Here is a 22,840-nt window from a genome sequence, read left to right on the forward strand (position 1 = left end):
CTCAGAAGTGAAACGCCGTAGCGCCGATGGTAGTGTGGGGTCTCCCCATGTGAGAGTAGGGAACTGCCAGGCATCAAATTAAGTAGTAAGCCGGTGCATAAATCCGGTGGTTACAGCAGTCTTCGGTGGAGCGGTAGTTCAGTCGGTTAGAATACCTGCCTGTCACGCAGGGGGTCGCGGGTTCGAGTCCCGTCCGTTCCGCCACTTATTAAGACATTAAGCCTGCCTTACTGGCAGGCTTAATGGTAAAAACTTTAGGGGCGTAGCTCAGTTGGTAGAGCACCGGTCTCCAAAACCGGGTGTCGCGAGTTCGAGTCTCTCCGCCCCTGCCATATACAATCCTTTGCTTCGGCAAAGGATTTTTTTTTGCCTGAAATACTGGAAAAAACCCTCTTCTTTATTTTTAGCCAGCATCCCTGCTGGCTGATGTATCAATCCATTACATTGATTTTTAACAGATCTTTTATCTGGGTTTGCTTGTCACTGTTTTGTAGCCAAATTGCATACAGCGGCCTGGTAAGCGTGGTGGAATCCATCACGGTATGCAGCCCCGCTTTGGTGTCTGCCCAGCGAACAGGTAACCAGGTACAACCTTTCAGCAGGGACAGCTGCTGACAAGCGATCTCCGCAGAGCTGGTCGTTAACTGTGGAACATCATCAGGTGCAATCAATCCCGTCTCATGCTGCTGAAAATCTGGCCCCCATTCCAGGCGCAGATAGGTCAGGTCTGTCTTCATCATTGAAGGTTCAGAGGCATAAAGAGCCAGGCCAAACTGACCAACAATCTGGCTGCTAAATTCATCCATCTTGGGGGCTTCAGTCGTGATCAGAAGATCAAGCTGGCGCTCATGAAGTTGTTTAACCAGCGACTGCCGTTGTGCAATTCTGGCTTCAAACTGCAACTGACCATGAGAATGATACAGCCTGGTAAGCCACTGACTTAGCATACATTCCCACAGGGAAGCGCTGGCCCCTATCGAAAACTCATTGTGCCTCGACGTATGTGCAACCTCTTTGCGTGCTGCCTGCCAGGTATTCATCAGCGTTTCTGCGTACGGGAGCAGTTTCTCACCGGCAGGCGTTAAGCGGATATTGTTGCGATGGCGGGTAAAAAGATTCACACCCAGTTGATTTTCCAGCTGTCGAATACGAAAACTGACTGCCGACTGCGTCAGGTAAAGGGCTTCAGCTGCTCGCCCAAAGTGGCGCGTTCTGCTCACTTCAAGGAAAGTTTTTAGCAATTCCGTATCCACATCTTTCTCCGCAAAATTATTTGTCGTTATGATTTAAATGTTTTGTTTTACACTCTGTCAAGCGTAACTAATACTCCGCGCCATAAATAGCTCGGCCAAAGAATTAGGAGCGTGTAGGATGGCGGAAAGCTTTACGACGACTAATCGTTTTTTCGACAATAAACATTATCCGCGCGGGTTCTCTCGTCACGGCGATTTCACCATCAAAGAAGCTCAACTGCTTGAGCGCCATGGTTATGCCTTTAACGAGCTGGATCTGGGTAAGCGTGAACCAACCACCGAAGACGAAAAACAGTTTGTATCTGTTTGCCGTGGTGAGCGTGAGCCACAGTCTGAAGCTGAACGTGTATGGATCAAGTATATGGCTCGCATTAAGCGTCCTAAGCGCTTCCATACGCTGTCTGGCGGCAAGCCGCAGATGGAAGGTGCAGAAGACTACACCGAGTCTGACGACTAATAAAAAAGGGGCTACGGCCCCTTTTTTTATGCCAGCAATTTCTGCAAATGCAGCAGTAAACGATCGATAGCGCGGTAGCTCAGTGCCTCTTGCAAATGTCTTCTCTCAATGTCAGTGCACCCCTCCACGTCAGCAATGGTTCTGGCCACTTTCAACAAACGCTGCCACGCACGTATGGACAGCCCGAACCGCGTCAATGTTTCCTCCAGCCATCCCGCATCCTCAATGTTAAGAGAACAAAACTGCCGGATCCCGGCATTATCCAGCCGTGCATTCAGCCTGTTCTGACGAGCGTATTGTCGCGTCTGGGCTGCAATCACCCGCTCACGTACATCCGCTGAGCTTTCACCCGTTATGCCCGTCTGCCTGAGCAGGCCCGGCGGGGGAAGGGGGATTTCGAGGGATAAATCAAAACGGTCGAGGAACGGGCCGGATAACTTCCCCAGATAGCGCAACGTCTGCTCTGGCGTACAGCGGTTATGGTTACCCTGGTAGTGACCCGTTGGGCTGGGATTCATCGCCGCGACCAGCTGAAATTGCGCGGGATAGCTTATTTTGGCGCGCGTGCGAGAGATATGTATCTCGCCGGATTCAATGGGCTCCCTCAGCGCATCCAGCACGCGGCGCTCAAACTCGGGCAGCTCATCAAGAAACAGAATGCCATTGTGTGCCAGTGAGATCTCACCCGGCCCGGGAATAGACCCTCCGCCGACCATTGCCGTCAGTGAAGCGCTATGATGTGGGGAACGAAAAGGACGACGGCGCCACTGTTTTTGCAACGAAGTAGAACTGATCAGGCTATATATGGCGGCGCTTTCCAGCGCTTCATGATTATTGAGCGGTGGAAGCAACCCACTCAACCTGCTTGCCAGCATTGTTTTACCCGTACCCGGTGGGCCAATCAACAGAAGATTGTGTCCACCTGCAGCCGTAATCTCCAGTGCCCGTTTCCCTTGCTCCTGTCCCATTATCTCGCTGAGATCCTCTGGGGCACTTGCTATAACATCATCACACTCCTCCGGCTCGGACAGTTCATGACGCCCTTCCAGCCAGGCACAAACTTCCTGTAAATGCCCCGCGATGAGGCACCCCTTCTCGGCGATAAGACTCACTTCTGATGCGTTTTCATTGGCAACAATGATTTGCCGCCCTGCTCGTATGGCTTCCAGCGCTCCCGATATCGCACCGGGAACGCCTCTTAACGCGCCTGTGAGCGCGAGTTCGCCAACGAACTCGTACGAGCCTAGCCTGGTTGTATTAAGCTGCTCAGAAGCCGCGAGAAGGGCAATTGCGATAGGTAAATCGTATCGTCCCCCTTCTTTGGGTAAGTCGGCAGGGGCAAGGTTGATGGTGATCTTCTTCGCGGGGAAGGTATAACCGCTATTTATTATTGCGCTACGAACGCGATCCCTGGCCTCTTTAACCGTCGTTTCAGGTAACCCGACAAGCGTGAGTCCGGGTAACCCATTACTCAAATGAACCTCTACGGAAATAAGCGGTGCCTTTACCCCGAGAGCCGCACGCGTATAAACAACTGACAGTGACATTTGCACTACCTCCTGGGGTGACTATGCCAGTGCCTGTTTTGTCTGTTTAGCCTCATTTTGCGAATTTACGCAGCCTGTTCAGAGATTTTAAGAGCGTAGTGAAACCATTACATAAACGTGGAAACCACCTCGCAGAATGTAAAAAGCCTCGTTTTGATGGTGAGAACTGCAGTAAAAAAATGAAAAATATTCATTTTCTAATTTCCGTATATAAAACAACGGTTTTAAGAAATATGATTTGCTGCCTAATCAAATCCGTCATAAATAAATCTTGTATTTGATTTAAAAACTGTGATAACTCTTTAGGTATTCCTTCGAACAAGATGCAAAAAGAACTGAAAATGACAGCCCTTCTACGAGTGATTAGCCTGGTCGTGATTAGCGTGGTGGTGATTATTATCCCACCGTGCGGGGCTGCACTTGGACGAGGAAAGGCTTAGAAATCAAGCCTTAACGAACTAAGACCCCCGCACCGAAAGGTCCGGGGGTTTTTTTATGACAAAAAAACGTAAATGAGGAGCAGAGAATGACGACTAGCACAAAATTCTGTTTCTCCCGATTTATGACGGGGAACTAACTATGAATGGGGCACAGTGGGTAGTACATGCGTTGCGCGCACAGGGAGTCGAAACAGTATTCGGTTATCCGGGTGGCGCAATTATGCCGATTTACGATGCACTGTATGACGGCGGCGTGGAGCACCTGTTGTGCCGACACGAGCAGGGCGCAGCAATGGCGGCGATCGGTTATGCGCGCGCCACCGGCAAAACTGGCGTTTGCATGGCCACCTCCGGCCCGGGGGCAACGAACCTGATCACCGGTCTGGCTGATGCGCTGCTGGATTCCGTTCCCGTTGTCGCTATCACCGGTCAGGTTGCGTCTCCGTTCATCGGCACCGATGCTTTCCAGGAAGTAGACGTGCTCGGCTTATCACTGGCCTGCACCAAACACAGCTTCCTCGTCCAGTCTCTGGAAGAGTTGCCGCGCGTGATGGCGGAAGCATTTGAAGTCGCGAATTCTGGCCGCCCTGGCCCGGTTCTGGTTGATATCCCGAAAGATATTCAGGTAGCCCTCGGCGATCTGGAACCGCATTTCTCCACCGTTGAAAGCGACAATGCGTTTCCGCATGTGGAAGTTGAAGAAGCGCGTCAGATGATCTCTCAGGCGAAACAGCCGATGCTGTACGTCGGCGGTGGAGTAGGCATGGCGCAGGCTGTTCCTGCCCTGCGTGAATTTATCGCGGTGACGCAAATGCCTGCCACCTGCACGCTGAAAGGTCTTGGTGCTGTCGACGCGGATTACCCATACTATCTGGGCATGCTGGGGATGCACGGTACCAAAGCGGCAAACCTGGCGGTGCAGGCGTGCGATCTGCTCATCGCCGTGGGTGCTCGTTTTGACGACCGCGTTACCGGCAAGCTGAATACCTTTGCGCCGAATGCCAAAGTTATTCATATGGATATCGACCCGGCGGAGATGAACAAACTGCGTCAGGCGCACGTCGCGCTGCAGGGCGATCTCAACGCGTTGTTACCGGCACTGCAACAGCCGCTGGATATCGACGCGTGGCGTCAGCACACCGCAGACATGCGCGCCGAGCACGCCTGGCATTACGACCATCCCGGCGAGGCCATCTACGCGCCGCTGCTGTTGAAGCAGCTGTCCGAGCGTAAACCGGCTGACAGCGTCGTCACCACCGACGTAGGCCAGCATCAGATGTGGTCCGCACAGCACATGACCTACACCCGCCCGGAAAACTTCATCACTTCCAGCGGGTTAGGCACAATGGGCTTCGGCTTACCTGCTGCAGTTGGTGCGCAGGTCGCCCGCCCGAACGATACCGTTATCTGTATCTCCGGTGACGGCTCCTTCATGATGAACGTCCAGGAGCTCGGCACCGTGAAGCGCAAACAGTTACCGCTGAAGATCGTCTTGCTCGATAACCAGCGTTTAGGGATGGTTCGCCAGTGGCAACAGCTGTTCTTCCAGGAGCGTTACAGCGAAACAACTCTCACCGATAACCCCGATTTCCTCACCCTGGCCAGCGCCTTTGGCATCCCTGGTCAGCACATCACCCGCAAAGATCAGGTTGAAGCGGCGCTCGACACCATGCTGAACAGCGATGGGCCTTACCTGCTTCATGTCTCAATCGACGAACTCGAGAACGTCTGGCCGTTGGTACCGCCTGGTGCCAGTAACTCACAAATGATGGAGAAATTATCATGATGCAGCATCAGGTCGCCGTACAGGCTCGCTTCAACCCGGAAACCTTAGAACGCGTTTTGCGCGTGGTCCGTCATCGTGGCTTTCAGATTTGCTCTATGAATATGGAGACGGCCACCGACGCCCGGAACATCAGTATCGAATTAACCGTTGCCAGCCCGCGCCCGGTCGACTTACTGTTTAGTCAGTTATCAAAGCTGGTAGACGTTGCCCATGTTGCCATCTGCCAGAGCACAACCACATCACAACAAATCCGCGCTTAAGCGTGACAGGAAGAGAAAATGACGACAAAAAAAGCTGATTACATTTGGTTCAATGGTGAGATGGTTCGCTGGGAGGACGCGAAAGTCCACGTGATGTCCCACGCGCTGCACTACGGTACTTCTGTCTTTGAAGGGATCCGTTGCTACGATTCTCACAAAGGGCCAGTGGTGTTCCGTCATCGTGAACACATGCAGCGTCTGCATGACTCAGCCAAAATTTATCGTTTCCCGGTTTCTCAGAGCGTTGATAAGCTGATGGAAGCCTGCCGCGATGTTATCCGTAAAAACAATCTGACCAGCGCCTATATTCGTCCGCTGGTCTTTGTGGGTGACGTCGGTATGGGCGTTAACCCGCCAGCTGGTTACAACACCGATGTGATCATTGCCGCGTTCCCGTGGGGGGCTTACCTGGGTGCAGAAGCCCTGGAGCAGGGGATCGACGCAATGGTTTCTTCCTGGAACCGCGTCGCGCCAAACACCATCCCGACCGCCGCTAAAGCGGGCGGTAACTACCTCTCTTCTCTGCTGGTCGGTAGCGAAGCGCGCCGTCACGGTTACCAGGAAGGTATCGCGCTTGATGTGAATGGCTACATCTCCGAAGGCGCAGGTGAAAACCTGTTTGAAGTGAAAGATGGCATCCTGTTCACGCCGCCATTCACCTCGTCGGCGCTGCCGGGCATCACCCGTGATGCCATCATCAAGCTGGCGAAAGATCTGGGTATCGAAGTGCGCGAGCAGGTCCTTTCCCGCGAGTCCCTCTACCTGGCGGATGAAGTCTTTATGTCCGGTACCGCCGCTGAAATCACGCCGGTTCGCAGCGTAGACGGCATTCAGGTGGGTGAAGGCCGCTGTGGTCCGGTTACCAAACGCATTCAGCAAGCCTTCTTCGGCCTCTTTACTGGCGAAACGGAAGATAAATACGGCTGGTTGGATCAGGTTAATCACTAAATATAAATTTGGGACGGCACGCACCGTCCCATTTAAATAGTCAGACGGGAGTAAATAAAGCATGCCTAAGTATCGTTCCGCCACCACCACCCACGGCCGTAACATGGCGGGTGCCCGCGCGCTGTGGCGCGCCACCGGGATGACCGACGCCGATTTTGGCAAGCCTATTATCGCCGTGGTGAACTCCTTCACTCAGTTTGTGCCGGGCCACGTGCACCTGCGCGATCTCGGTAAGCTGGTTGCCGAGCAAATCGAAGCGTCCGGCGGTGTGGCGAAAGAGTTCAACACCATTGCGGTGGATGACGGTATCGCGATGGGTCACGGGGGCATGCTCTATTCACTGCCGTCGCGTGAGCTGATCGCTGACTCGGTGGAGTATATGGTTAACGCCCACTGCGCTGATGCGATGGTCTGTATCTCCAACTGCGATAAAATCACCCCGGGGATGCTGATGGCCTCCCTGCGTCTGAACATTCCGGTAATCTTCGTTTCTGGTGGCCCGATGGAAGCGGGTAAAACCAAGCTTTCCGACAAAATCATCAAGCTCGACCTGGTCGATGCGATGATCCAGGGCGCGGACCCGAAAGTGTCCGACGAGCAAAGCGATCAGGTGGAACGTTCTGCGTGTCCGACCTGCGGTTCCTGTTCCGGGATGTTCACCGCGAACTCCATGAATTGTCTGACCGAAGCGCTGGGCCTGTCTCAGCCGGGCAACGGCTCGCTGCTGGCGACCCATGCCGACCGTAAACAGCTGTTCCTCAATGCCGGCAAACGCATCGTTGAGCTGACCAAGCGCTACTACGAGCAGGACGACGCCAGCGCGCTGCCGCGCAATATCGCCAGCAAAGCGGCGTTTGAAAATGCGATGACGCTTGATATCGCCATGGGCGGCTCCACCAATACCGTTCTGCACCTGTTGGCCGCCGCGCAGGAAGCCGAAATCGACTTCACCATGAGCGATATCGACAAGCTGTCCCGTAAAGTGCCGCAGCTGTGTAAAGTCGCGCCAAGTACCCAGAAATACCATATGGAAGACGTTCACCGTGCCGGTGGCGTGCTGGGTATTCTTGGCGAGCTGGATCGCGCCGGGCTGCTGAACCGTGACGTGAAAAACGTGCTCGGCCTGACGCTGCCGGAGTCGCTGGACCAATACGACGTCATGCTGACCAAAGACGACGCAGTGAAAAAGATGTTCCGCGCCGGCCCGGCGGGCATTCGTACCACTCAGGCATTCTCCCAGGATTGCCGCTGGGATACCCTGGATGACGATCGCGCCGAAGGGTGTATCCGTTCTCTTGAACATGCCTACAGCAAAGACGGTGGTCTGGCCGTGCTGTACGGTAACTTTGCGGAAAATGGCTGTATCGTAAAAACCGCAGGCGTAGATGACAGCATCCTGAAATTCACCGGTCCGGCAAAAGTGTACGAAAGTCAGGACGACGCGGTAGAAGCCATCCTGGGCGGCAAAGTGGTGGAAGGCGACGTGGTTGTCATCCGCTACGAAGGGCCAAAAGGCGGCCCGGGCATGCAGGAGATGCTCTACCCAACCACCTTCCTGAAATCGATGGGCCTCGGTAAAGCCTGTGCGCTGATCACCGACGGTCGTTTCTCCGGTGGGACCTCCGGTCTCTCCATCGGCCACGTTTCGCCAGAAGCGGCAAGCGGCGGCAACATCGCGATCATCGAAGATGGCGACCTGATCGAAATCGATATTCCGAATCGTGGTATTCAGCTGAAGCTGAGCGACCAGGAGATTGCGGCTCGTCGTGAAGCGCAGGAAGCGCGCGGCGACAAAGCCTGGACACCAAAAGATCGCCAACGCGAAGTCTCTTTCGCCCTGCGTGCTTACGCGAGCCTTGCCACCAGTGCAGATAAAGGCGCGGTGCGCGATAAATCTAAACTTGGGGGCTAATGATGGCCGAGTCGCAACCCTTATCCGCCGCCCCTGAGGGGGCGGAATATCTCAGGGCGGTGCTGCGCGCACCGGTCTATGAAGCCGTGCAGGTTACACCCCTGCAGAAAATGGAAAAACTCTCTTCGCGTCTCGATAACGTGATTCTGGTGAAGCGCGAAGATCGTCAGCCGGTGCACAGCTTCAAGCTGCGCGGGGCCTACGCGATGATGGCCGGGCTGACCGATGAGCAAAAAGCGCGCGGCGTGATTACCGCTTCTGCGGGTAACCATGCTCAGGGCGTCGCGTTCTCGTCAGCACGTCTGGGGCTGAAGGCGTTGATCGTGATGCCTGTTGCTACCGCGGATATTAAAGTCGACGCGGTGCGCGGGTTCGGCGGCGAAGTACTGCTCCACGGCGCCAATTTTGACGAAGCGAAAGCCAAAGCGATTGAGCTGGCGCAGCAGCAGGGTTTCACCTGGGTGCCGCCGTTCGACCACCCGATGGTGATTGCCGGCCAGGGCACGCTGGCGCTGGAACTGCTGCAGCAGGATGCCCATCTCGACCGCGTATTTGTGCCGGTCGGCGGTGGCGGCCTCGCGGCGGGTGTCGCAGTGCTGATCAAACAGCTGATGCCGCAGATCAAAGTCATCGCCGTTGAAGCGGAAGACTCTGCCTGCCTGAAGGCGGCGCTGGATGCCGGGCATCCGGTAGACCTTCCGCGCGTCGGGCTGTTTGCCGAAGGCGTGGCGGTGAAACGCATCGGCGATGAAACCTTCCGCCTGTGCCAGGAATATCTCGACGACATCATTACCGTCGACAGCGACGCCATCTGCGCGGCGATGAAAGATCTGTTCGAAGATGTTCGTGCGGTAGCGGAACCCTCCGGCGCGCTGGCGCTGGCGGGGATGAAGAAATACATCGCCCAGCACAACATTCGCGGCGAGCGCCTGGCGCACGTGCTTTCAGGGGCTAACGTCAACTTCCACGGCCTGCGCTACGTTTCCGAGCGTTGCGAGCTGGGTGAACAGCGTGAAGCGCTGCTGGCGGTGACCATTCCGGAAGAGAAGGGCAGTTTCCTCAAGTTCTGCCAGCTGCTGGGCGGTCGCTCGGTGACGGAGTTCAACTACCGTTTTGCCGATGCCAAAGATGCCTGCATTTTTGTCGGCGTGCGTCTGAGCCGCGGCGTGGAGGAGCGCAAAGAGATCCTCAACCTGCTGCATGAGGGCGGCTACAGCGTGGTCGATCTCTCTGACGACGAGATGGCGAAGCTGCACGTGCGCTACATGGTCGGCGGGCGTCCATCGAAGCCGCTCCGGGAACGTCTGTTCAGCTTCGAGTTCCCGGAATCGCCGGGCGCGTTGCTCAAATTCCTGCACACGCTGGGCACGCACTGGAACATCTCTCTGTTCCACTACCGCAGCCATGGCACCGACTACGGCCGCGTGCTGGCGGCGTTTGAACTGGGCGAGCACGAGCCGGATTTCGAAACGCGACTGAACGAGCTGGGCTATGAGTGTCACGACGAAACCCATAACCCGGCCTTCCGCTTTTTCCTCGCAGGCTAAGGGCTGGCCAGGTAAGCGCAGCGCCACCCGGCTTTAGTGGTTCGGCAATATCTGCCAGAACGCATCAATAAGCGGCTCATGCAGCCGCTTTTTTTGTGCACACACGCCAAGCTCAAACGGCGTCTTCTCGTCGCTGCGCTCCAGAATCATCACGCGATTGCGCACCGGTTCCGGGCTATTTTCCAGCACCACTTCCGGCAGCAGCGCCACGCCGCAGCCCAGCGCCACCATCGACACCATCGCCTCATGGCCGCTGACCGTGGCGTAAATCGACGGGTTGCTGATTTTCTGACGGCGGAACCACAGCTCAATGCGACGGCGCACCGGTCCCTGATCGGCCATGATAAACGGCACCGCCGACCAGTCCGGCTTTTCCACCGACACCTGGTTACGCACCGGGCAGGGCAGCGCCGGCGCGATCAGCACCACTGCCAGATTCTCCAGCATCGAGAACGCCACCGCCCCCGGCAGAGTTTCGGGTTTCCCGGCAATGGCGAGATCCGCTTCGCCCGTCACCACTTTTTCCATTGCGTCGGAGGCGTCGCCGGTAGTGAGCTTAATTTCAACCGACGGATGCGCCGCGCGGAAGCGGTCGAGAATGGGCGGCAGATGGCTATAGGCGGCGGTCACGGAGCAGAAAATATGCAGCTCGCCGGAAAGTGACGGCCCCTGCTGGTCAATCGAGTGCCGCAGTTGCTGGTACTGCAACAGCGTCTGCTGGGCAAAAATGCGCAGTTCTTCACCCGCTTCCGTGAGCGTGACGGTACGGTTATCGCGCACGAACAGCGGCTGGCCGAGGTCTTCCTCAAGGCGCTGGATCTGGCGTGAAAGCGTGGAGGGGCTAACGTGCATCGCCCGGGCGCTGCGGCCAAAATGACGGCTTTCCGCCAGGTGCAGGAACATTTTCAGATCGCGTAAATCCACCGATTCCACTCCCTCTTTTTATATTGCAAAAATTGCAACATGATGTTGTGAATATATCAATTTCCGCAATAAATTTCCTGTTGTAATGTGGGTACATTCTCGCTGAAACGCGAACCGAACAATAAGACACACAACATCACGAGGTATCACCCATGGCTAACTACTTTAATACACTGAACTTGCGCCAGCAGCTGGCGCAGCTGGGCAAATGCCGCTTCATGGCGCGCGACGAATTTGCCGATGGCGCGAGCTACCTTCAGGGTAAAAAAGTGGTCATTGTCGGCTGTGGCGCACAGGGTCTGAACCAGGGCCTGAACATGCGTGACTCCGGTCTGGATATCTCCTACGCCCTGCGAAAAGAAGCGATTGCTGAGAAGCGCGCTTCCTGGCGTAAAGCGACCGAAAACGGCTTCAAAGTGGGCACCTACGAAGAGCTGATCCCGCAGGCGGATCTGGTGGTTAACCTTACGCCAGACAAACAGCACTCAGACGTTGTGCGTTCCGTACAGCCGCTGATGAAAGACGGCGCGGCGCTGGGTTACTCCCACGGCTTCAACATCGTTGAAGTGGGTGAGCAGATCCGTAAAGACATCACCGTAGTGATGGTTGCACCGAAGTGCCCGGGTACAGAAGTGCGTGAAGAGTACAAACGTGGTTTTGGTGTGCCGACCCTGATCGCGGTTCACCCGGAAAACGATCCGAAAGGCGAAGGGATGGCAATTGCCAAAGCATGGGCAGCGGCGACCGGCGGCCACCGTGCGGGTGTACTGGAATCTTCCTTCGTCGCAGAAGTGAAATCTGACCTGATGGGTGAGCAGACCATTCTGTGCGGTATGCTGCAGGCGGGCTCTCTGCTGTGCTTTGACAAGCTGGTGGCAGAAGGCACCGACCCGGCCTATGCGGAAAAACTGATTCAGTTCGGTTGGGAAACCATCACCGAAGCGCTGAAGCAGGGCGGTATTACGCTGATGATGGACCGTCTGTCCAATCCGGCAAAACTGCGTGCTTACGCGCTGTCTGAACAGCTGAAAACCATCATGGCACCGCTGTTCCAGAAACATATGGACGACATTATTTCCGGTGAATTCTCCTCCGGTATGATGGCAGACTGGGCGAATGACGATAAAAACCTGCTGACCTGGCGTGAAGAGACCGGTAAAACCGCGTTCGAAACCGCGCCACAGTATGAAGGTAAAATCGGCGAGCAGGAGTACTTCGATAAAGGCGTGCTGATGATCGCAATGGTGAAAGCAGGCGTTGAGCTGGCGTTCGAAACCATGGTGGATTCCGGCATCATTGAAGAGTCTGCGTACTATGAATCACTGCACGAGCTGCCGCTGATCGCGAACACCATCGCCCGTAAGCGTCTGTACGAAATGAATGTGGTTATCTCTGATACCGCAGAATACGGTAACTACCTGTTCTCTTACGCCTGCGTACCGCTGCTGAAAGAGTTTATGACCACCCTTCAGACGGGCGATCTGGGCAAGGCGATTGCAGAAGGTGCCGTGGATAACGCGCAGCTGCGCGATGTGAACGAAGCGATTCGCGGTCACCAGATCGAGAAAGTGGGTCACAAATTGCGTGGCTACATGACCGATATGAAGCGCATCGCGGTAGCGGGTTAACAACCTTGTCGGGTGGCGCTTCGCTTACCCGACCTACAAAACCGTAAGATGTAGGCCGGGTAAGGCGCAGCCGCCACCCGGCTTTTTTATTTGCGATACAGCACTTTGATAATGTGGTATCCGAACTGGGTATGCAGCGGGCCGGTTGGCTCCAGCACCGGGCAGGAGAACACCACCTTATCGAACGCCGGAACCATCTGACCCTGGCGGAATTCACCCAGGTCACCGCCGCGTTTGCCTGACGGGCAGATGGAGTGCTTCTTCGCCAGCTTACCGAAGTCGGCACCGTTTTTAATCTGCTCCAGAAGATCTAAAGCCAGTTTCTCTTCTTTAACGAGGATATGCACTGCTGCTGCTGTTTTTGCCATGATCGTGCCTTGAAATAGGTTGAGATAAATCGGGCGCAATATACCACGCGTCAGCGGCGATAAAGCACCTTAATGATATGGTAGCCAAATTTGGTTTTTACCGGGCCGTAGGGCTTCAGAAGCGGGCAGCTAAAGACCACCTGATCGAATGGGCCGACCATCGCACCTTGTTGAAACTCCCCGAGATCCCCGCCATTGCGCCCGGATGGGCATTTAGAGTAGCGCTTTGCCAGATGATCAAAGCTGATGCCGCGTTCCAGCTTGGTTAGGATCTCCTGAGCCAGTTTCTCTTCTTTTACCAGAATATGCAGGGCTGCTGCGGTCTTTTTCATTGTTCTGCTCTACGGGTTAATCGTGATTTCTCCACTTTATCATTAGCCGGTAAATCTGCGTCCGGCTTTCTGCTACAATCCACACCCCGTTCGAAGATTGAGCAACCATCCCATGCGTTTAAACCCTGGACAACAACAAGCGGTCGAATTCGTTACTGGACCATGCCTGGTGCTGGCAGGGGCCGGTTCGGGTAAAACCCGCGTGATCACCAACAAAATTGCGCATCTGATCCGCGGCTGTGGCTATCAGGCACGGCACATTGCGGCAGTGACCTTTACCAATAAAGCGGCGCGTGAGATGAAAGAGCGTGTCGGCCAGACGCTGGGGCGTAAAGAGGCGCGCGGCCTGATGATCTCTACGTTCCACACGCTGGGGCTGGATATCATCAAGCGCGAATATGCGGCCCTGGGGATGAAGTCCAACTTCTCGCTCTTCGATGATACCGACCAGGTGGCATTGCTCAAAGAGCTCACCGAGGGATTGATCGAAGATGATAAGGTGCTGTTGCAGCAGCTGATCTCGACGATCTCCAACTGGAAAAACGATCTGATGACCCCGGCCCAGGCCACGGCGATCGCCAAAGGCGAAAGGGATCGAATTTTTGCCCACTGCTATGGTCTGTACGATGCGCATATGAAAGCGTGTAACGTGCTGGACTTTGACGACCTGATCCTGCTGCCCACGCTGCTGCTGCAGCGCAATGAAGAGGTGCGAGAGCGCTGGCAGAATAAGATTCGCTATCTGCTGGTGGATGAATACCAGGATACCAACACCAGCCAGTACGAGCTGGTGAAGCTACTGGTGGGGCAGCGCGCGCGTTTCACCGTGGTTGGCGATGACGATCAGTCAATTTACTCCTGGCGCGGCGCGCGTCCGCAAAACCTGGTGCTGCTGAGCAAGGATTTTCCGGCGCTGCAGGTGATAAAGCTCGAGCAGAACTACCGCTCGTCGGGGCGCATTCTTAAGGCGGCAAATATTCTGATTGCCAACAACCCACACGTGTTTGAGAAGCGCCTGTTCTCCGAGCTGGGCTACGGGACGGAGCTGAAAGTCCTCAGCGCCAACAATGAAGAGCATGAAGCGGAGCGCGTCACGGGCGAACTCATCGCTCACCACTTCGTCAATAAAACCGAATATAAGGATTACGCGATCCTCTATCGCGGGAATCACCAGTCGCGCGTCTTTGAAAAGATGCTGATGCAGAACCGCATTCCGTACAAAATTTCCGGTGGCACCTCGTTTTTCTCACGCCCTGAAATCAAAGATCTGCTGGCCTATCTGCGCGTGCTCACTAACCCGGATGATGACAGCGCGTTTCTGCGCATCGTGAATACGCCAAAACGCGAAATTGGCCCCGCGACGCTGCAAAAGCTGGGGGAATGGGCAATGACGCGCAACAAAAGCCTGTTTACCGCCAGTTTCGACATGGGGCTGAGCCATACGTTGACCGGACGCGGGTATGATTCGTTAACGCGATTCACCCACTGGCTTGGCGAAGTGCAGCGACTGGCAGAGCGCGAACCGATTGCCGCTGTACGCGATCTGATCCACGGCATCGACTACGAGTCCTGGCTGTACGAAACCTCAGCCAGCCCGAAAGCGGCTGAGATGCGCATGAAAAACGTGAACCAGCTGTTTAGCTGGATGACTGAAATGCTGGAAGGTTCTGAAATCGACGAACCCATGACCCTGACGCAGGTGGTCACCCGCTTTACCCTGCGCGATATGATGGAGCGCGGCGAGAGCGAAGAAGAGGCCGATCAGGTTCAGCTGATGACGCTGCATGCGTCCAAAGGTCTGGAATTCCCGTATGTATATCTGGTCGGCATGGAAGAGGGGTTGTTACCGCACCAGAGCAGCATTGATGAAGACAACGTCGATGAGGAGCGCCGTCTGGCCTACGTGGGGATCACCCGTGCGCAGAAAGAGCTGACGTTTACGCTGTGTAAAGAGCGCCGCCAGTATGGTGAACTGGTGCGCCCGGAGCCGAGCCGTTTCCTGCTGGAACTGCCGCAGGATGACCTGATCTGGGAACAGGAGCGCAAAGTGATTACCGCTGAAGAGCGTATGCACAAGGGGCAGGCTAACGTGGCGAACATTCGCGCCATGCTGGCAAAAGCCAAAGAGAAAGGATAAGTCCGGAGGGACTTGTAGGCCGGGTAAGCGCAGCGCCACCCGGCATTTTTCACTATCTTACTTTACTTCCAACACCCAGTGCACATAGCTTTGCCACTGGCACTCCTGCTCGATCATCTCTGCCCCAAGCGGGTGATTTTCAATCCAGTTCTCCGGCAGCGTCAGAGACAGTTTTTCGTCATCGGCAACCAGGTTGATAGCAGGGAGTAAATCATCGCGGCGACGGCTGGCAAACAGGATCGCCAGACGCAGCAGGCGGCACAAATGCTCGGCCACGCGCGGCGGTACGGCATTTTGCTGATGCAAAGAAGAGAGATCAACGGCATTGGTTTGGTTCAGCAGCAGCGTTGCCAGCAATTTTTTCTGCGCGGGCGTATAGCCCGGTAAATCAAGATTACGCACCAGATACGCTGCGTGAGCAGGGGCCTGCTTGAAATCAATGCTCAGCCCCACTTCGTGGAGCGCACAGGCGCTCAGCAATAAATCACGACTCAGATGATCAAGAACCCACACGTTAGCGACCTGATCGGCGAAGCGTGACGCCAGTTGCGCCACGCGTCCAGCCTGATCGATATCCACCAGAAAACGGCGCTGCACGTTGCGCAGGGTGCGGCTGCGAATGTCCTGATCAACCGACAGATGCAACATCCCATAGACCAGACCTTCGCGCAACGCGCCGCCAGCCAGCGTCATACAGGTGATGTTGAGTTCGGTGAAAATCGCAATCAGAATGGCCAGCCCGCTCGGGAAGACCAGCGCGCGTTCAAGCGTCAGCCCTTCAATTTCCAGCTCTTCCAGTCGTCCGCACTGAATGGCGCGCTGTTTCAACTGCTGAAGTTTGGCAAGCGTAATCCGCTCGTCCATTCCCTGCGCCATCATAATTTCCTGCAGGGCCTGCACGGTACCCGACGCACCCACGCAGACTTTCCAGCCGTGACAGCGCAGTTCATCCATGACGGGACGTAACACTTCGCGCGCGGCATTTTCTGCCTCGTCGAAGTTCTCTTTACCCAGATTCCGGTCAGCAAAGTAGCGTTCAAGCCAGGTCACGCAGCCCATAGACAGGCTGAACAGAGACGTCGCCTGCGCGCCGGTGCCGGTAACCAGTTCTGTGCTGGCACCGCCGATATCCACCACCAGGCGGCGATCGTCACCCCCCGTGGTGTGTGCAACACCCTGATAAATCAGGCGAGCCTCTTCTTCACCGCTGATAACCTGAACCGGACAACCCAGAATTTCCTGCGCTCTGGCAATGAAATCCACGGCGTTAACCGCCAGTCGGAGTGTCGCAGTGGCGACGACGGTGATTTGGGCATGAGGGATATCCTGCAGACGCTCAGCAAAGAGTCGCAGACACTGCCAGCCACGTTCCATGGCTTCAGGTGAGAGGTCATTGTTGCTGCTCAGGCCCGCCGCGAGACGGACCTTGCGCTTAATGCGCGTCAGCGTTTGTATGCTTCCCGCCACCTCGCGCACAACCAGCATATGAAAACTATTCGAACCGAGATCAATTGCCGCATAAAGCGAGGTGGAGCTGAGCATATTTTCTTAACCTGAACGACGACGATTACGCGGTGCGCCGCCTGAACGGCGCGGACCATTGCCGGAGCGTGGGCGGGTAAGACGCTTAGGCGGCGGCAGTTCGCTTAACAGCGCTTCCGGGTTGTATTTGCTCTGCGGAATAGAGTGACCGATGTAAGTCTCAATGGCTGGAAGATTCAGCGCATACTCTTCACACGCAAGGCTAATAGAGTGACCGCTTGCGCCCGCACGACCGGTACGACCGATACGGTGTACATAGTCTTCGCAGTCGTCTGGCAGGTCATAGTTAAACACGTGCGTCACGGCTGGAATGTGCAAACCACGTGCTGCCACGTCGGTTGCGACCAGAATATCGAGATCGCCACGGGTAAACTCTTCGAGAATACGCAGGCGTTTTTTCTGCGCCACGTCGCCGGTCAACAGGCCAACGCGGTGACCGTCTGCAGCCAGATGGCCCCAGATGTCTTCACAACGGTGTTTGGTGTTTGCGAAGATAATGGCGCGATCTGGCCACTCTTCTTCAATCAACGTTTGCAGCAGACGCATTTTCTCTTCATTAGAAGGATAGAAGAGTTCTTCTTTAATGCGGTGACCCGTTTTCTGCTCAGGTTCCACTTCCACATATTCGGCGTTGTTCATCTGTTCGAACGCCAGTTCGCGAACGCGGTACGAGAGGGTTGCAGAGAACAGCATATTCAGACGCTGGTTGGCCGGAGGCATACGGCGGAACAGCCAGCGGATATCTTTAATGAAGCCCAGATCGTACATGCGGTCAGCTTCATCGAGCACCACAACCTGGATTGCGCCAAGGTTAATGTGGTTCTGTTTGGCGTAATCGATAAGACGGCCGGTGGTACCGATGAGGATATCCACACCGCTTTCCAGCACTTTCAGTTGCTTATCGTAGCCATCGCCGCCATAGGCCAGGCCAAGCTTGAGGCCGGTAGCCTGCGCCAGGGGTTCAGCGTCTGCGTGGATCTGTACCGCCAGTTCTCGCGTCGGGGCCATAATTAGCGCGCGCGGCTGGTTAACTTTGCGGTCTGCAATCGCTGGGTGAGAAAGTAAATAATGAAACGTTGACGTCAAAAACGCCATCGTTTTGCCAGTACCGGTTTGCGCCTGCCCTGCAACATCGCGACCGGCCAGCGTCAGCGGCAGTGCGAGGGCCTGAATGGGCGTGCAGTTATGAAACCCTTTATTTTCAAGGGCTTCAATTACCTTTGCGTGCAGGGCGAAGTCGGAAAACTTCTGTTCTGTTAAATGTGTTTTGCTCATAGTGTGGTAGAATATCAGCTTACTATTGCTTTACGAAAGCGTATCCGGTGAAATAAAGTCAACCTTTAGTTGGTTAATGCGACATCAACACGTCGTTGGTGGAGACAAAACCAACGTACCAGGCTTATTCCTGTGGAGTTATATATGAGCGATAAAATTATTCACCTGACTGACGACAGTTTTGACACGGACGTACTTAAGGCTGACGGGCTGATCCTCGTCGATTTCTGGGCTGAATGGTGTGGTCCTTGCAAAATGATCGCCCCGATTCTGGATGAGATCGCCGACGAATATCAGGGCAAACTGACCGTTGCCAAGCTGAACATCGACCAGAACCCGGGCACCGCACCAAAATACGGTATCCGTGGCATTCCGACCCTGCTGCTGTTCAAAAACGGTGAAGTGGCGGCGACCAAAGTGGGCGCGCTGTCCAAAGGTCAACTGAAAGAGTTCCTGGACGCTAACCTGGCGTAAGGTTTCTCCGCTGTGCGTCCAGAGCATCTGGCTAAATGATGTGGAACTCTGGACGCCCGGCTGAAGTCGTGCTAAGTTAGCTATGACTTCGTTTTAAACATATCTTGTTGTTTGAATCTTGTTTTACCCGATACTTCCCGCTGTTGACATAAACAGTGCGTGAAGTGGCTAAATTCCGGGCTTGTCACTCAATCCGTCTTGTCGTTTCAGTTCTGCGTTCTTTCCCTGTGACCAGACAGCGAACAGACATGAGGTGATGGCCGCTAAACAGGCATGGATGACCCTGCCATACCATTCACAACATTAAGTTCGAGAATCACCCCGAGTTTAAGAACCCACACCATTATGAATCTTACCGAATTAAAGAATACGCCGGTTTCTGACCTGATCACTCTCGGCGAAAATATGGGGCTGGAAAACCAGGCTCGTATGCGCAAGCAGGACATCATTTTCGCCATCCTGAAGCAGCACGCTAAGAGTGGCGAAGATATCTTTGGCGACGGTGTGCTGGAGATATTGCAAGACGGATTTGGTTTCCTCCGCTCTGCAGACAGCTCCTACCTCGCCGGCCCTGACGACATCTACGTATCCCCTAGCCAAATCCGCCGTTTCAACCTCCGCACTGGTGACACCATTTCAGGTAAGATTCGTCCTCCTAAAGAGGGTGAACGCTACTTTGCGTTGTTGAAAGTTAACGAAGTTAACTACGACAAACCGGAAAACTCGCGTAATAAGATCCTCTTTGAGAACTTAACGCCGCTGCATGCGAACTCTCGTCTGCGCATGGAGCGTGGTAACGGTTCTACCGAAGACTTAACCGCTCGCGTTCTGGATCTGGCCTCACCAATTGGTCGTGGTCAGCGTGGCCTGATTGTGGCGCCGCCAAAAGCGGGTAAAACCATGCTGCTGCAGAACATCGCGCAGAGCATCGCCTATAACCACCCAGACTGCGTGCTGATGGTACTGCTGATTGACGAACGTCCGGAAGAAGTGACCGAGATGCAGCGTCTGGTTAAAGGTGAAGTTGTGGCTTCTACCTTTGATGAACCGGCATCTCGCCACGTTCAGGTCGCAGAAATGGTTATCGAGAAGGCGAAACGCCTGGTTGAGCACAAGAAAGACGTGATCATCCTGCTCGACTCCATTACGCGTCTGGCGCGTGCCTACAACACCGTTGTCCCGGCTTCCGGTAAAGTACTGACCGGTGGTGTGGACGCTAACGCCCTGCATCGTCCGAAACGCTTCTTCGGTGCAGCACGTAACGTGGAAGAGGGCGGCAGCCTGACCATCATCGCGACGGCGCTGATCGATACTGGTTCCAAAATGGACGAAGTCATTTACGAAGAGTTTAAAGGTACAGGTAACATGGAACTGCACCTCTCTCGTAAAATTGCTGAGAAACGCGTCTTCCCGGCAATTGACTACAACCGTTCCGGTACCCGTAAAGAAGAGCTGCTCACCACGCAGGAAGAGCTGCAGAAAATGTGGATCCTGCGCAAAATCATCCATCCAATGGGTGAGATTGACGCGATGGAGTTCCTCATTAACAAACTGGCGATGACCAAAACAAACGACGATTTCTTCGACATGATGAAACGCTCGTAACGCAAATAAAGCCAGTGAACGCCACGTTTTTACGTGGCGTTTTTCTTTTATGGACTATACGCTAGTACCACCTACTCCCAATTTTGACCGGTCGGTGCGACAATAAGATTAATCGCACAGTAAAAACATTAATAGCTTGAATAATAAACAAATGGAATTGTGAGAGGTTTACTTTATACCTTCAGGCTCAGCGCCTTCATGGTTATACTTCCTTGACTAACATTTGTTGAGAACATCCATTGTGAACCTACTTGATACGTTTACTGAGCTAACCAGTATTTTCTTGTTTACCACCTGCTTTTTGTTTTTGGCCCGTAAGGTGGCGAAATATCTGGGATTAGTGGATAAACCCAACTTCCGTAAGCGCCATCAAGGTATGATTCCTCTGGTCGGGGGTATTTCTGTTTTCGCGGGTATCTGCTTTACATTTGCAATCGCTGATTACTACATTCCGCATGCCCGGTTGTACCTGACCTGCGCGACGATACTTGTCGTGGTTGGTGCTCTTGACGATCGTTACGATATTAGCGTCAAAATCCGCGCCTTCGTCCAGGCTGCGGTCGCTATCGCCATGATGGTATTCGCAAAGTTACATTTGAGTAGTCTGGGCTATATATTTGGTTCCTGGGAGATGGTGCTCGGCCCGTTCGGCTATTTTCTGACACTTTTTGCGGTATGGGTGGCGATTAATGCCTTCAACATGGTTGACGGTATTGATGGTTTGCTGGGCGGATTGTCCTGCGTCTCATTTGCTGCAATAGGTTTCATTTTATGGTTCGATGGACAATATAGCCTTGCGATGTGGTGTTTCGCCATGATTGCGGCCATCCTGCCTTATATCTTGTTAAATCTTGGTGCTTTGGGTCGGCGCTATAAAGTATTTATGGGTGATGCGGGCAGCACGCTTATCGGTTTTACTATCATCTGGATCTTGTTGGAAACCACTCAGGGTAACGTACACCCGATCAGCCCGGTAACGGCGTTATGGATTATCGCTATCCCTTTAATGGATATGGTCGCGATTATGTATCGTCGTCTACGTAAAGGGATGAGTCCTTTCTCTGCTGACCGTCAGCATATTCATCATTTGATCATGCGAGCTGGATTCACTTCTCGGCAGGCATTTGTGCTTATTACACTGGCGGCTGCTATTCTTGCGGGGGTTGGCGTGACGGCGGAATATACTCATTTTGTGCCTGAGTGGGCCATGTTGGTATTGTTCTTGCTTGCTTTTTCACTCTATGGCTACTGCATTAAGCGCGCATGGAAAGTAGCGCGATTCGTAAAACGCATTAAACGCAGGATGCGTCGTAACAGTGGCAAAAATACAACATTAACTAAGTAAAACCGGGACTATGATGACTCAACCGTTGGCGGGAGCGAAATCAGTGGTAACTGAGAATGAACTGGATATTCGCGGTTTGTTTCGCGTGTTATGGGCAGGCAAACTTTGGATTGCGGGGATCGCGCTGGGGTTTGCACTGTTAGCGCTGGCCTACACTTTCTTTGCAAAACAAGAGTGGAGCGCCACGGCAATCACAGACAGACCAACGGTTAACATGCTTGGGGGATACTATTCCCAGCAGCAATTCCTGCGAAACCTGGATATCAAAGCCAGTCTTGCCACGCCAGACCAGGCCTCCGTTATGGATGAAGCTTATAAAGAATTTGTGATGCAACTGGCTTCGTGGGATACGCGCCGCGATTTCTGGTCCCAGACGGATTATTACAAGCAACGCATGGTGGGTAACAGCAAGGTTGATGCCGCGCTGTTGGACGATCTGATTAACAATATTCAGTTTATGCCGGGCGATGCGCTGCGTAACGTGAATGATAGCGTCAAGCTGATTGCAGAAACCGCGCCGGATGCCAACAACCTGTTGCGCCAGTATGTCGCGTTTGCCAGCCAGCGTGCCGCAAGCCATCTCAATGAAGAGTTAAATGGTGCCTGGGCAGCTCGTACTATCCAGATGAAAGCACAGGTCAAACGTCAGGAAGAGGTGGCAAAAGCCATTTTTGCTCGCCGCGTACACAATATTGAGCAGGCGCTTAAGATTGCTGAACAGCACAATATTTCCCGTACTGAGACTGACGTGCCGGCTGATGAACTGCCTGACTCAGAGATGTTCCTCCTTGGTCGCCCAATGCTGCAGGCACGCCTGGAAAACCTCCAGGCCGTTGGCCCCGATTTTGACCTCGATTACGATCAAAATCGTGCGATGCTCAATACGCTGAATGTAGGTCCATCCCTGGATCCACGTTTTCAGACCTATCGTTATTTGCGAACGCCTGAAGAGCCTGTAAAACGCGATAGCCCGCGTCGTGCATTCCTGATGATTATGTGGGGCATTGTGGGTGCACTGACGGGCGCTGGCGTGGCGTTAACGCGTCGTCGCAGAAACTAA

Annotated in this window: 21 protein-coding genes and 2 tRNA genes; 16 read left to right on the plus strand and 7 right to left on the minus strand. The window is 54.3% G+C overall.

Features of this window, described 5'->3' with window-relative positions; genetic code table 11:
* The first annotated feature begins 127 nt into the window (after window positions 1-127).
* Together E3U32_RS11660 and E3U32_RS11665 are read left to right on the plus strand one after the other, a co-directional pair.
* Window positions 128-204 (plus strand) — tRNA-Asp (locus tag E3U32_RS11660).
* Window positions 205-256: 52 nt separating this feature from the next.
* Window positions 257-332: transfer RNA gene (locus E3U32_RS11665), tRNA-Trp, on the plus strand.
* Window positions 333-431: 99 nt separating this feature from the next.
* Here E3U32_RS11665 and hdfR read toward each other — a convergent pair.
* Entirely contained in the window at window positions 432-1,253 is an 822-nt protein-coding gene (gene hdfR / locus E3U32_RS11670; RefSeq protein ID WP_134348928.1) for an HTH-type transcriptional regulator HdfR, read from the minus strand.
* 118 nt (window positions 1,254-1,371) lie between these two features.
* On the opposite strand from hdfR, the gene E3U32_RS11675 reads away from it, so the two are divergent.
* Window positions 1,372-1,710 (plus strand): DUF413 domain-containing protein, encoded by a 339-nt coding sequence (locus tag E3U32_RS11675; RefSeq protein ID WP_134348929.1) that lies wholly within the window; start codon window positions 1,372-1,374, stop codon window positions 1,708-1,710.
* Window positions 1,711-1,736: 26 nt separating this feature from the next.
* Here the strand turns inward: E3U32_RS11675 and E3U32_RS11680 are convergent, their stop codons facing one another.
* Entirely contained in the window at window positions 1,737-3,257 is a 1,521-nt protein-coding gene (locus E3U32_RS11680) for a YifB family Mg chelatase-like AAA ATPase (RefSeq protein ID WP_134348930.1), read from the minus strand.
* A gap of 341 nt (window positions 3,258-3,598) precedes the next feature.
* Here E3U32_RS11680 and ilvL point away from each other — a divergent pair, with 341 nt between their 5' ends.
* From ilvL to ilvA, 7 genes are all read left to right on the plus strand, one after another.
* Window positions 3,599-3,697 carry an ilv operon leader peptide gene (ilvL, locus tag E3U32_RS11685; protein ID WP_001311244.1) on the plus strand — a complete coding sequence of 33 codons (99 nt, stop codon included), beginning with the start codon at window positions 3,599-3,601 and terminating at the stop codon, window positions 3,695-3,697.
* A gap of 86 nt (window positions 3,698-3,783) precedes the next feature.
* Window positions 3,784-3,834, plus strand: coding sequence for a peptide IlvX (gene ilvX, locus E3U32_RS23695; protein ID WP_166792073.1), 51 nt, complete (start codon window positions 3,784-3,786; stop codon window positions 3,832-3,834).
* A gap of 2 nt (window positions 3,835-3,836) precedes the next feature.
* Window positions 3,837-5,483: an acetolactate synthase 2 catalytic subunit gene (ilvG, locus tag E3U32_RS11690; protein ID WP_134348931.1), complete on the plus strand. Its 1,647-nt coding sequence runs from the start codon at window positions 3,837-3,839 to the stop codon at window positions 5,481-5,483.
* Entirely contained in the window at window positions 5,480-5,743 is a 264-nt protein-coding gene (gene ilvM, locus E3U32_RS11695; RefSeq protein ID WP_059354681.1) for an acetolactate synthase 2 small subunit, read from the plus strand. The genes ilvG and ilvM overlap by 4 nt, the downstream gene beginning before the upstream one ends.
* 18 nt (window positions 5,744-5,761) lie before the next feature.
* Window positions 5,762-6,691: a branched-chain-amino-acid transaminase gene (gene ilvE, locus E3U32_RS11700; protein ID WP_134348932.1), complete on the plus strand. Its 930-nt coding sequence runs from the start codon at window positions 5,762-5,764 to the stop codon at window positions 6,689-6,691.
* 61 nt (window positions 6,692-6,752) lie between these two features.
* On the plus strand, window positions 6,753-8,603 hold the full coding sequence (gene ilvD, locus E3U32_RS11705; protein WP_134348933.1) for a dihydroxy-acid dehydratase: 1,851 nt from the start codon (window positions 6,753-6,755) through the stop codon (window positions 8,601-8,603).
* Window positions 8,604-8,605: 2 nt separating this feature from the next.
* Entirely contained in the window at window positions 8,606-10,150 is a 1,545-nt protein-coding gene (gene ilvA, locus E3U32_RS11710; RefSeq protein WP_134348982.1) for a threonine ammonia-lyase, biosynthetic, read from the plus strand.
* A gap of 33 nt (window positions 10,151-10,183) precedes the next feature.
* Here ilvA and ilvY read toward each other — a convergent pair whose 3' ends face one another.
* Window positions 10,184-11,074, minus strand: a complete 891-nt coding sequence (gene ilvY / locus E3U32_RS11715) for an HTH-type transcriptional activator IlvY (protein WP_134348934.1) — start codon at window positions 11,072-11,074, stop codon at window positions 10,184-10,186.
* A 152-nt stretch (window positions 11,075-11,226) separates the two neighbouring features.
* Between ilvY and ilvC the strand changes: the two genes are divergently transcribed.
* Entirely contained in the window at window positions 11,227-12,702 is a 1,476-nt protein-coding gene (ilvC, locus tag E3U32_RS11720; RefSeq protein WP_134348935.1) for a ketol-acid reductoisomerase, read from the plus strand.
* A gap of 86 nt (window positions 12,703-12,788) precedes the next feature.
* Here ilvC and ppiC (E3U32_RS11725) read toward each other — a convergent pair whose 3' ends face one another.
* Window positions 12,789-13,070, minus strand: coding sequence for a peptidylprolyl isomerase PpiC (gene ppiC / locus E3U32_RS11725; RefSeq protein ID WP_023309650.1), 282 nt, complete (start codon window positions 13,068-13,070; stop codon window positions 12,789-12,791).
* A gap of 50 nt (window positions 13,071-13,120) precedes the next feature.
* Entirely contained in the window at window positions 13,121-13,402 is a 282-nt protein-coding gene (gene ppiC / locus E3U32_RS11730) for a peptidylprolyl isomerase PpiC (RefSeq protein WP_134348936.1), read from the minus strand.
* A gap of 112 nt (window positions 13,403-13,514) precedes the next feature.
* On the opposite strand from ppiC (E3U32_RS11730), the gene rep reads away from it, so the two are divergent.
* Window positions 13,515-15,539, plus strand: coding sequence for a DNA helicase Rep (rep, locus tag E3U32_RS11735; protein ID WP_134348937.1), 2,025 nt, complete (start codon window positions 13,515-13,517; stop codon window positions 15,537-15,539).
* Between the two features lie 57 nt (window positions 15,540-15,596).
* On the opposite strand, the gene gppA is transcribed toward rep, so the two are convergent.
* Window positions 15,597-17,081 (minus strand): guanosine-5'-triphosphate,3'-diphosphate diphosphatase, encoded by a 1,485-nt coding sequence (gene gppA / locus E3U32_RS11740; RefSeq protein ID WP_134348938.1) that lies wholly within the window; start codon window positions 17,079-17,081, stop codon window positions 15,597-15,599.
* Between the two features lie 6 nt (window positions 17,082-17,087).
* Entirely contained in the window at window positions 17,088-18,356 is a 1,269-nt protein-coding gene (rhlB, locus tag E3U32_RS11745) for an ATP-dependent RNA helicase RhlB (protein WP_047345477.1), read from the minus strand.
* A 144-nt stretch (window positions 18,357-18,500) separates the two neighbouring features.
* On the opposite strand from rhlB, the gene trxA reads away from it, so the two are divergent.
* From trxA to wzzE, 4 genes are all read left to right on the plus strand, one after another.
* A complete protein-coding gene (gene trxA / locus E3U32_RS11750; RefSeq protein WP_006179218.1) occupies window positions 18,501-18,830 on the plus strand; it encodes a thioredoxin TrxA in 330 nt (109 codons plus the stop codon).
* Window positions 18,831-19,175: 345 nt separating this feature from the next.
* On the plus strand, window positions 19,176-20,435 hold the full coding sequence (gene rho / locus E3U32_RS11755; protein ID WP_134348939.1) for a transcription termination factor Rho: 1,260 nt from the start codon (window positions 19,176-19,178) through the stop codon (window positions 20,433-20,435).
* A gap of 241 nt (window positions 20,436-20,676) precedes the next feature.
* Window positions 20,677-21,780 (plus strand): UDP-N-acetylglucosamine--undecaprenyl-phosphate N-acetylglucosaminephosphotransferase, encoded by a 1,104-nt coding sequence (gene wecA, locus E3U32_RS11760; RefSeq protein ID WP_134348940.1) that lies wholly within the window; start codon window positions 20,677-20,679, stop codon window positions 21,778-21,780.
* Window positions 21,781-21,793: 13 nt separating this feature from the next.
* Entirely contained in the window at window positions 21,794-22,840 is a 1,047-nt protein-coding gene (wzzE, locus tag E3U32_RS11765) for an ECA polysaccharide chain length modulation protein (protein WP_134348941.1), read from the plus strand.

This window comes from Lelliottia nimipressuralis (assembly GCF_004402045.1).
Classification (GTDB): Bacteria; Pseudomonadota; Gammaproteobacteria; order Enterobacterales; family Enterobacteriaceae; genus Enterobacter; species Enterobacter chinensis.

Coding starts and splice junctions, on each gene's coding strand:
- ppiC (WP_023309650.1), bottom strand. CDS start 13,070: ATGGCAAAAACAGCAGCAGCAGTGCATATCCTCGTTAAAGAAGAGAAA.
- trxA (WP_006179218.1), top strand. CDS start 18,501: ATGAGCGATAAAATTATTCACCTGACTGACGACAGTTTTGACACGGAC.
- ilvL (WP_001311244.1), top strand. CDS start 3,599: ATGACAGCCCTTCTACGAGTGATTAGCCTGGTCGTGATTAGCGTGGTG.
- gppA (WP_134348938.1), bottom strand. CDS start 17,081: ATGCTCAGCTCCACCTCGCTTTATGCGGCAATTGATCTCGGTTCGAAT.
- ilvA (WP_134348982.1), top strand. CDS start 8,606: ATGGCCGAGTCGCAACCCTTATCCGCCGCCCCTGAGGGGGCGGAATAT.
- ilvG (WP_134348931.1), top strand. CDS start 3,837: ATGAATGGGGCACAGTGGGTAGTACATGCGTTGCGCGCACAGGGAGTC.
- rhlB (WP_047345477.1), bottom strand. CDS start 18,356: ATGAGCAAAACACATTTAACAGAACAGAAGTTTTCCGACTTCGCCCTG.
- ilvD (WP_134348933.1), top strand. CDS start 6,753: ATGCCTAAGTATCGTTCCGCCACCACCACCCACGGCCGTAACATGGCG.
- ppiC (WP_134348936.1), bottom strand. CDS start 13,402: ATGAAAAAGACCGCAGCAGCCCTGCATATTCTGGTAAAAGAAGAGAAA.
- rep (WP_134348937.1), top strand. CDS start 13,515: ATGCGTTTAAACCCTGGACAACAACAAGCGGTCGAATTCGTTACTGGA.
- E3U32_RS11675 (WP_134348929.1), top strand. CDS start 1,372: ATGGCGGAAAGCTTTACGACGACTAATCGTTTTTTCGACAATAAACAT.
- rho (WP_134348939.1), top strand. CDS start 19,176: ATGAATCTTACCGAATTAAAGAATACGCCGGTTTCTGACCTGATCACT.
- E3U32_RS11680 (WP_134348930.1), bottom strand. CDS start 3,257: ATGTCACTGTCAGTTGTTTATACGCGTGCGGCTCTCGGGGTAAAGGCA.
- ilvC (WP_134348935.1), top strand. CDS start 11,227: ATGGCTAACTACTTTAATACACTGAACTTGCGCCAGCAGCTGGCGCAG.
- wzzE (WP_134348941.1), top strand. CDS start 21,794: ATGACTCAACCGTTGGCGGGAGCGAAATCAGTGGTAACTGAGAATGAA.
- ilvE (WP_134348932.1), top strand. CDS start 5,762: ATGACGACAAAAAAAGCTGATTACATTTGGTTCAATGGTGAGATGGTT.
- ilvM (WP_059354681.1), top strand. CDS start 5,480: ATGATGCAGCATCAGGTCGCCGTACAGGCTCGCTTCAACCCGGAAACC.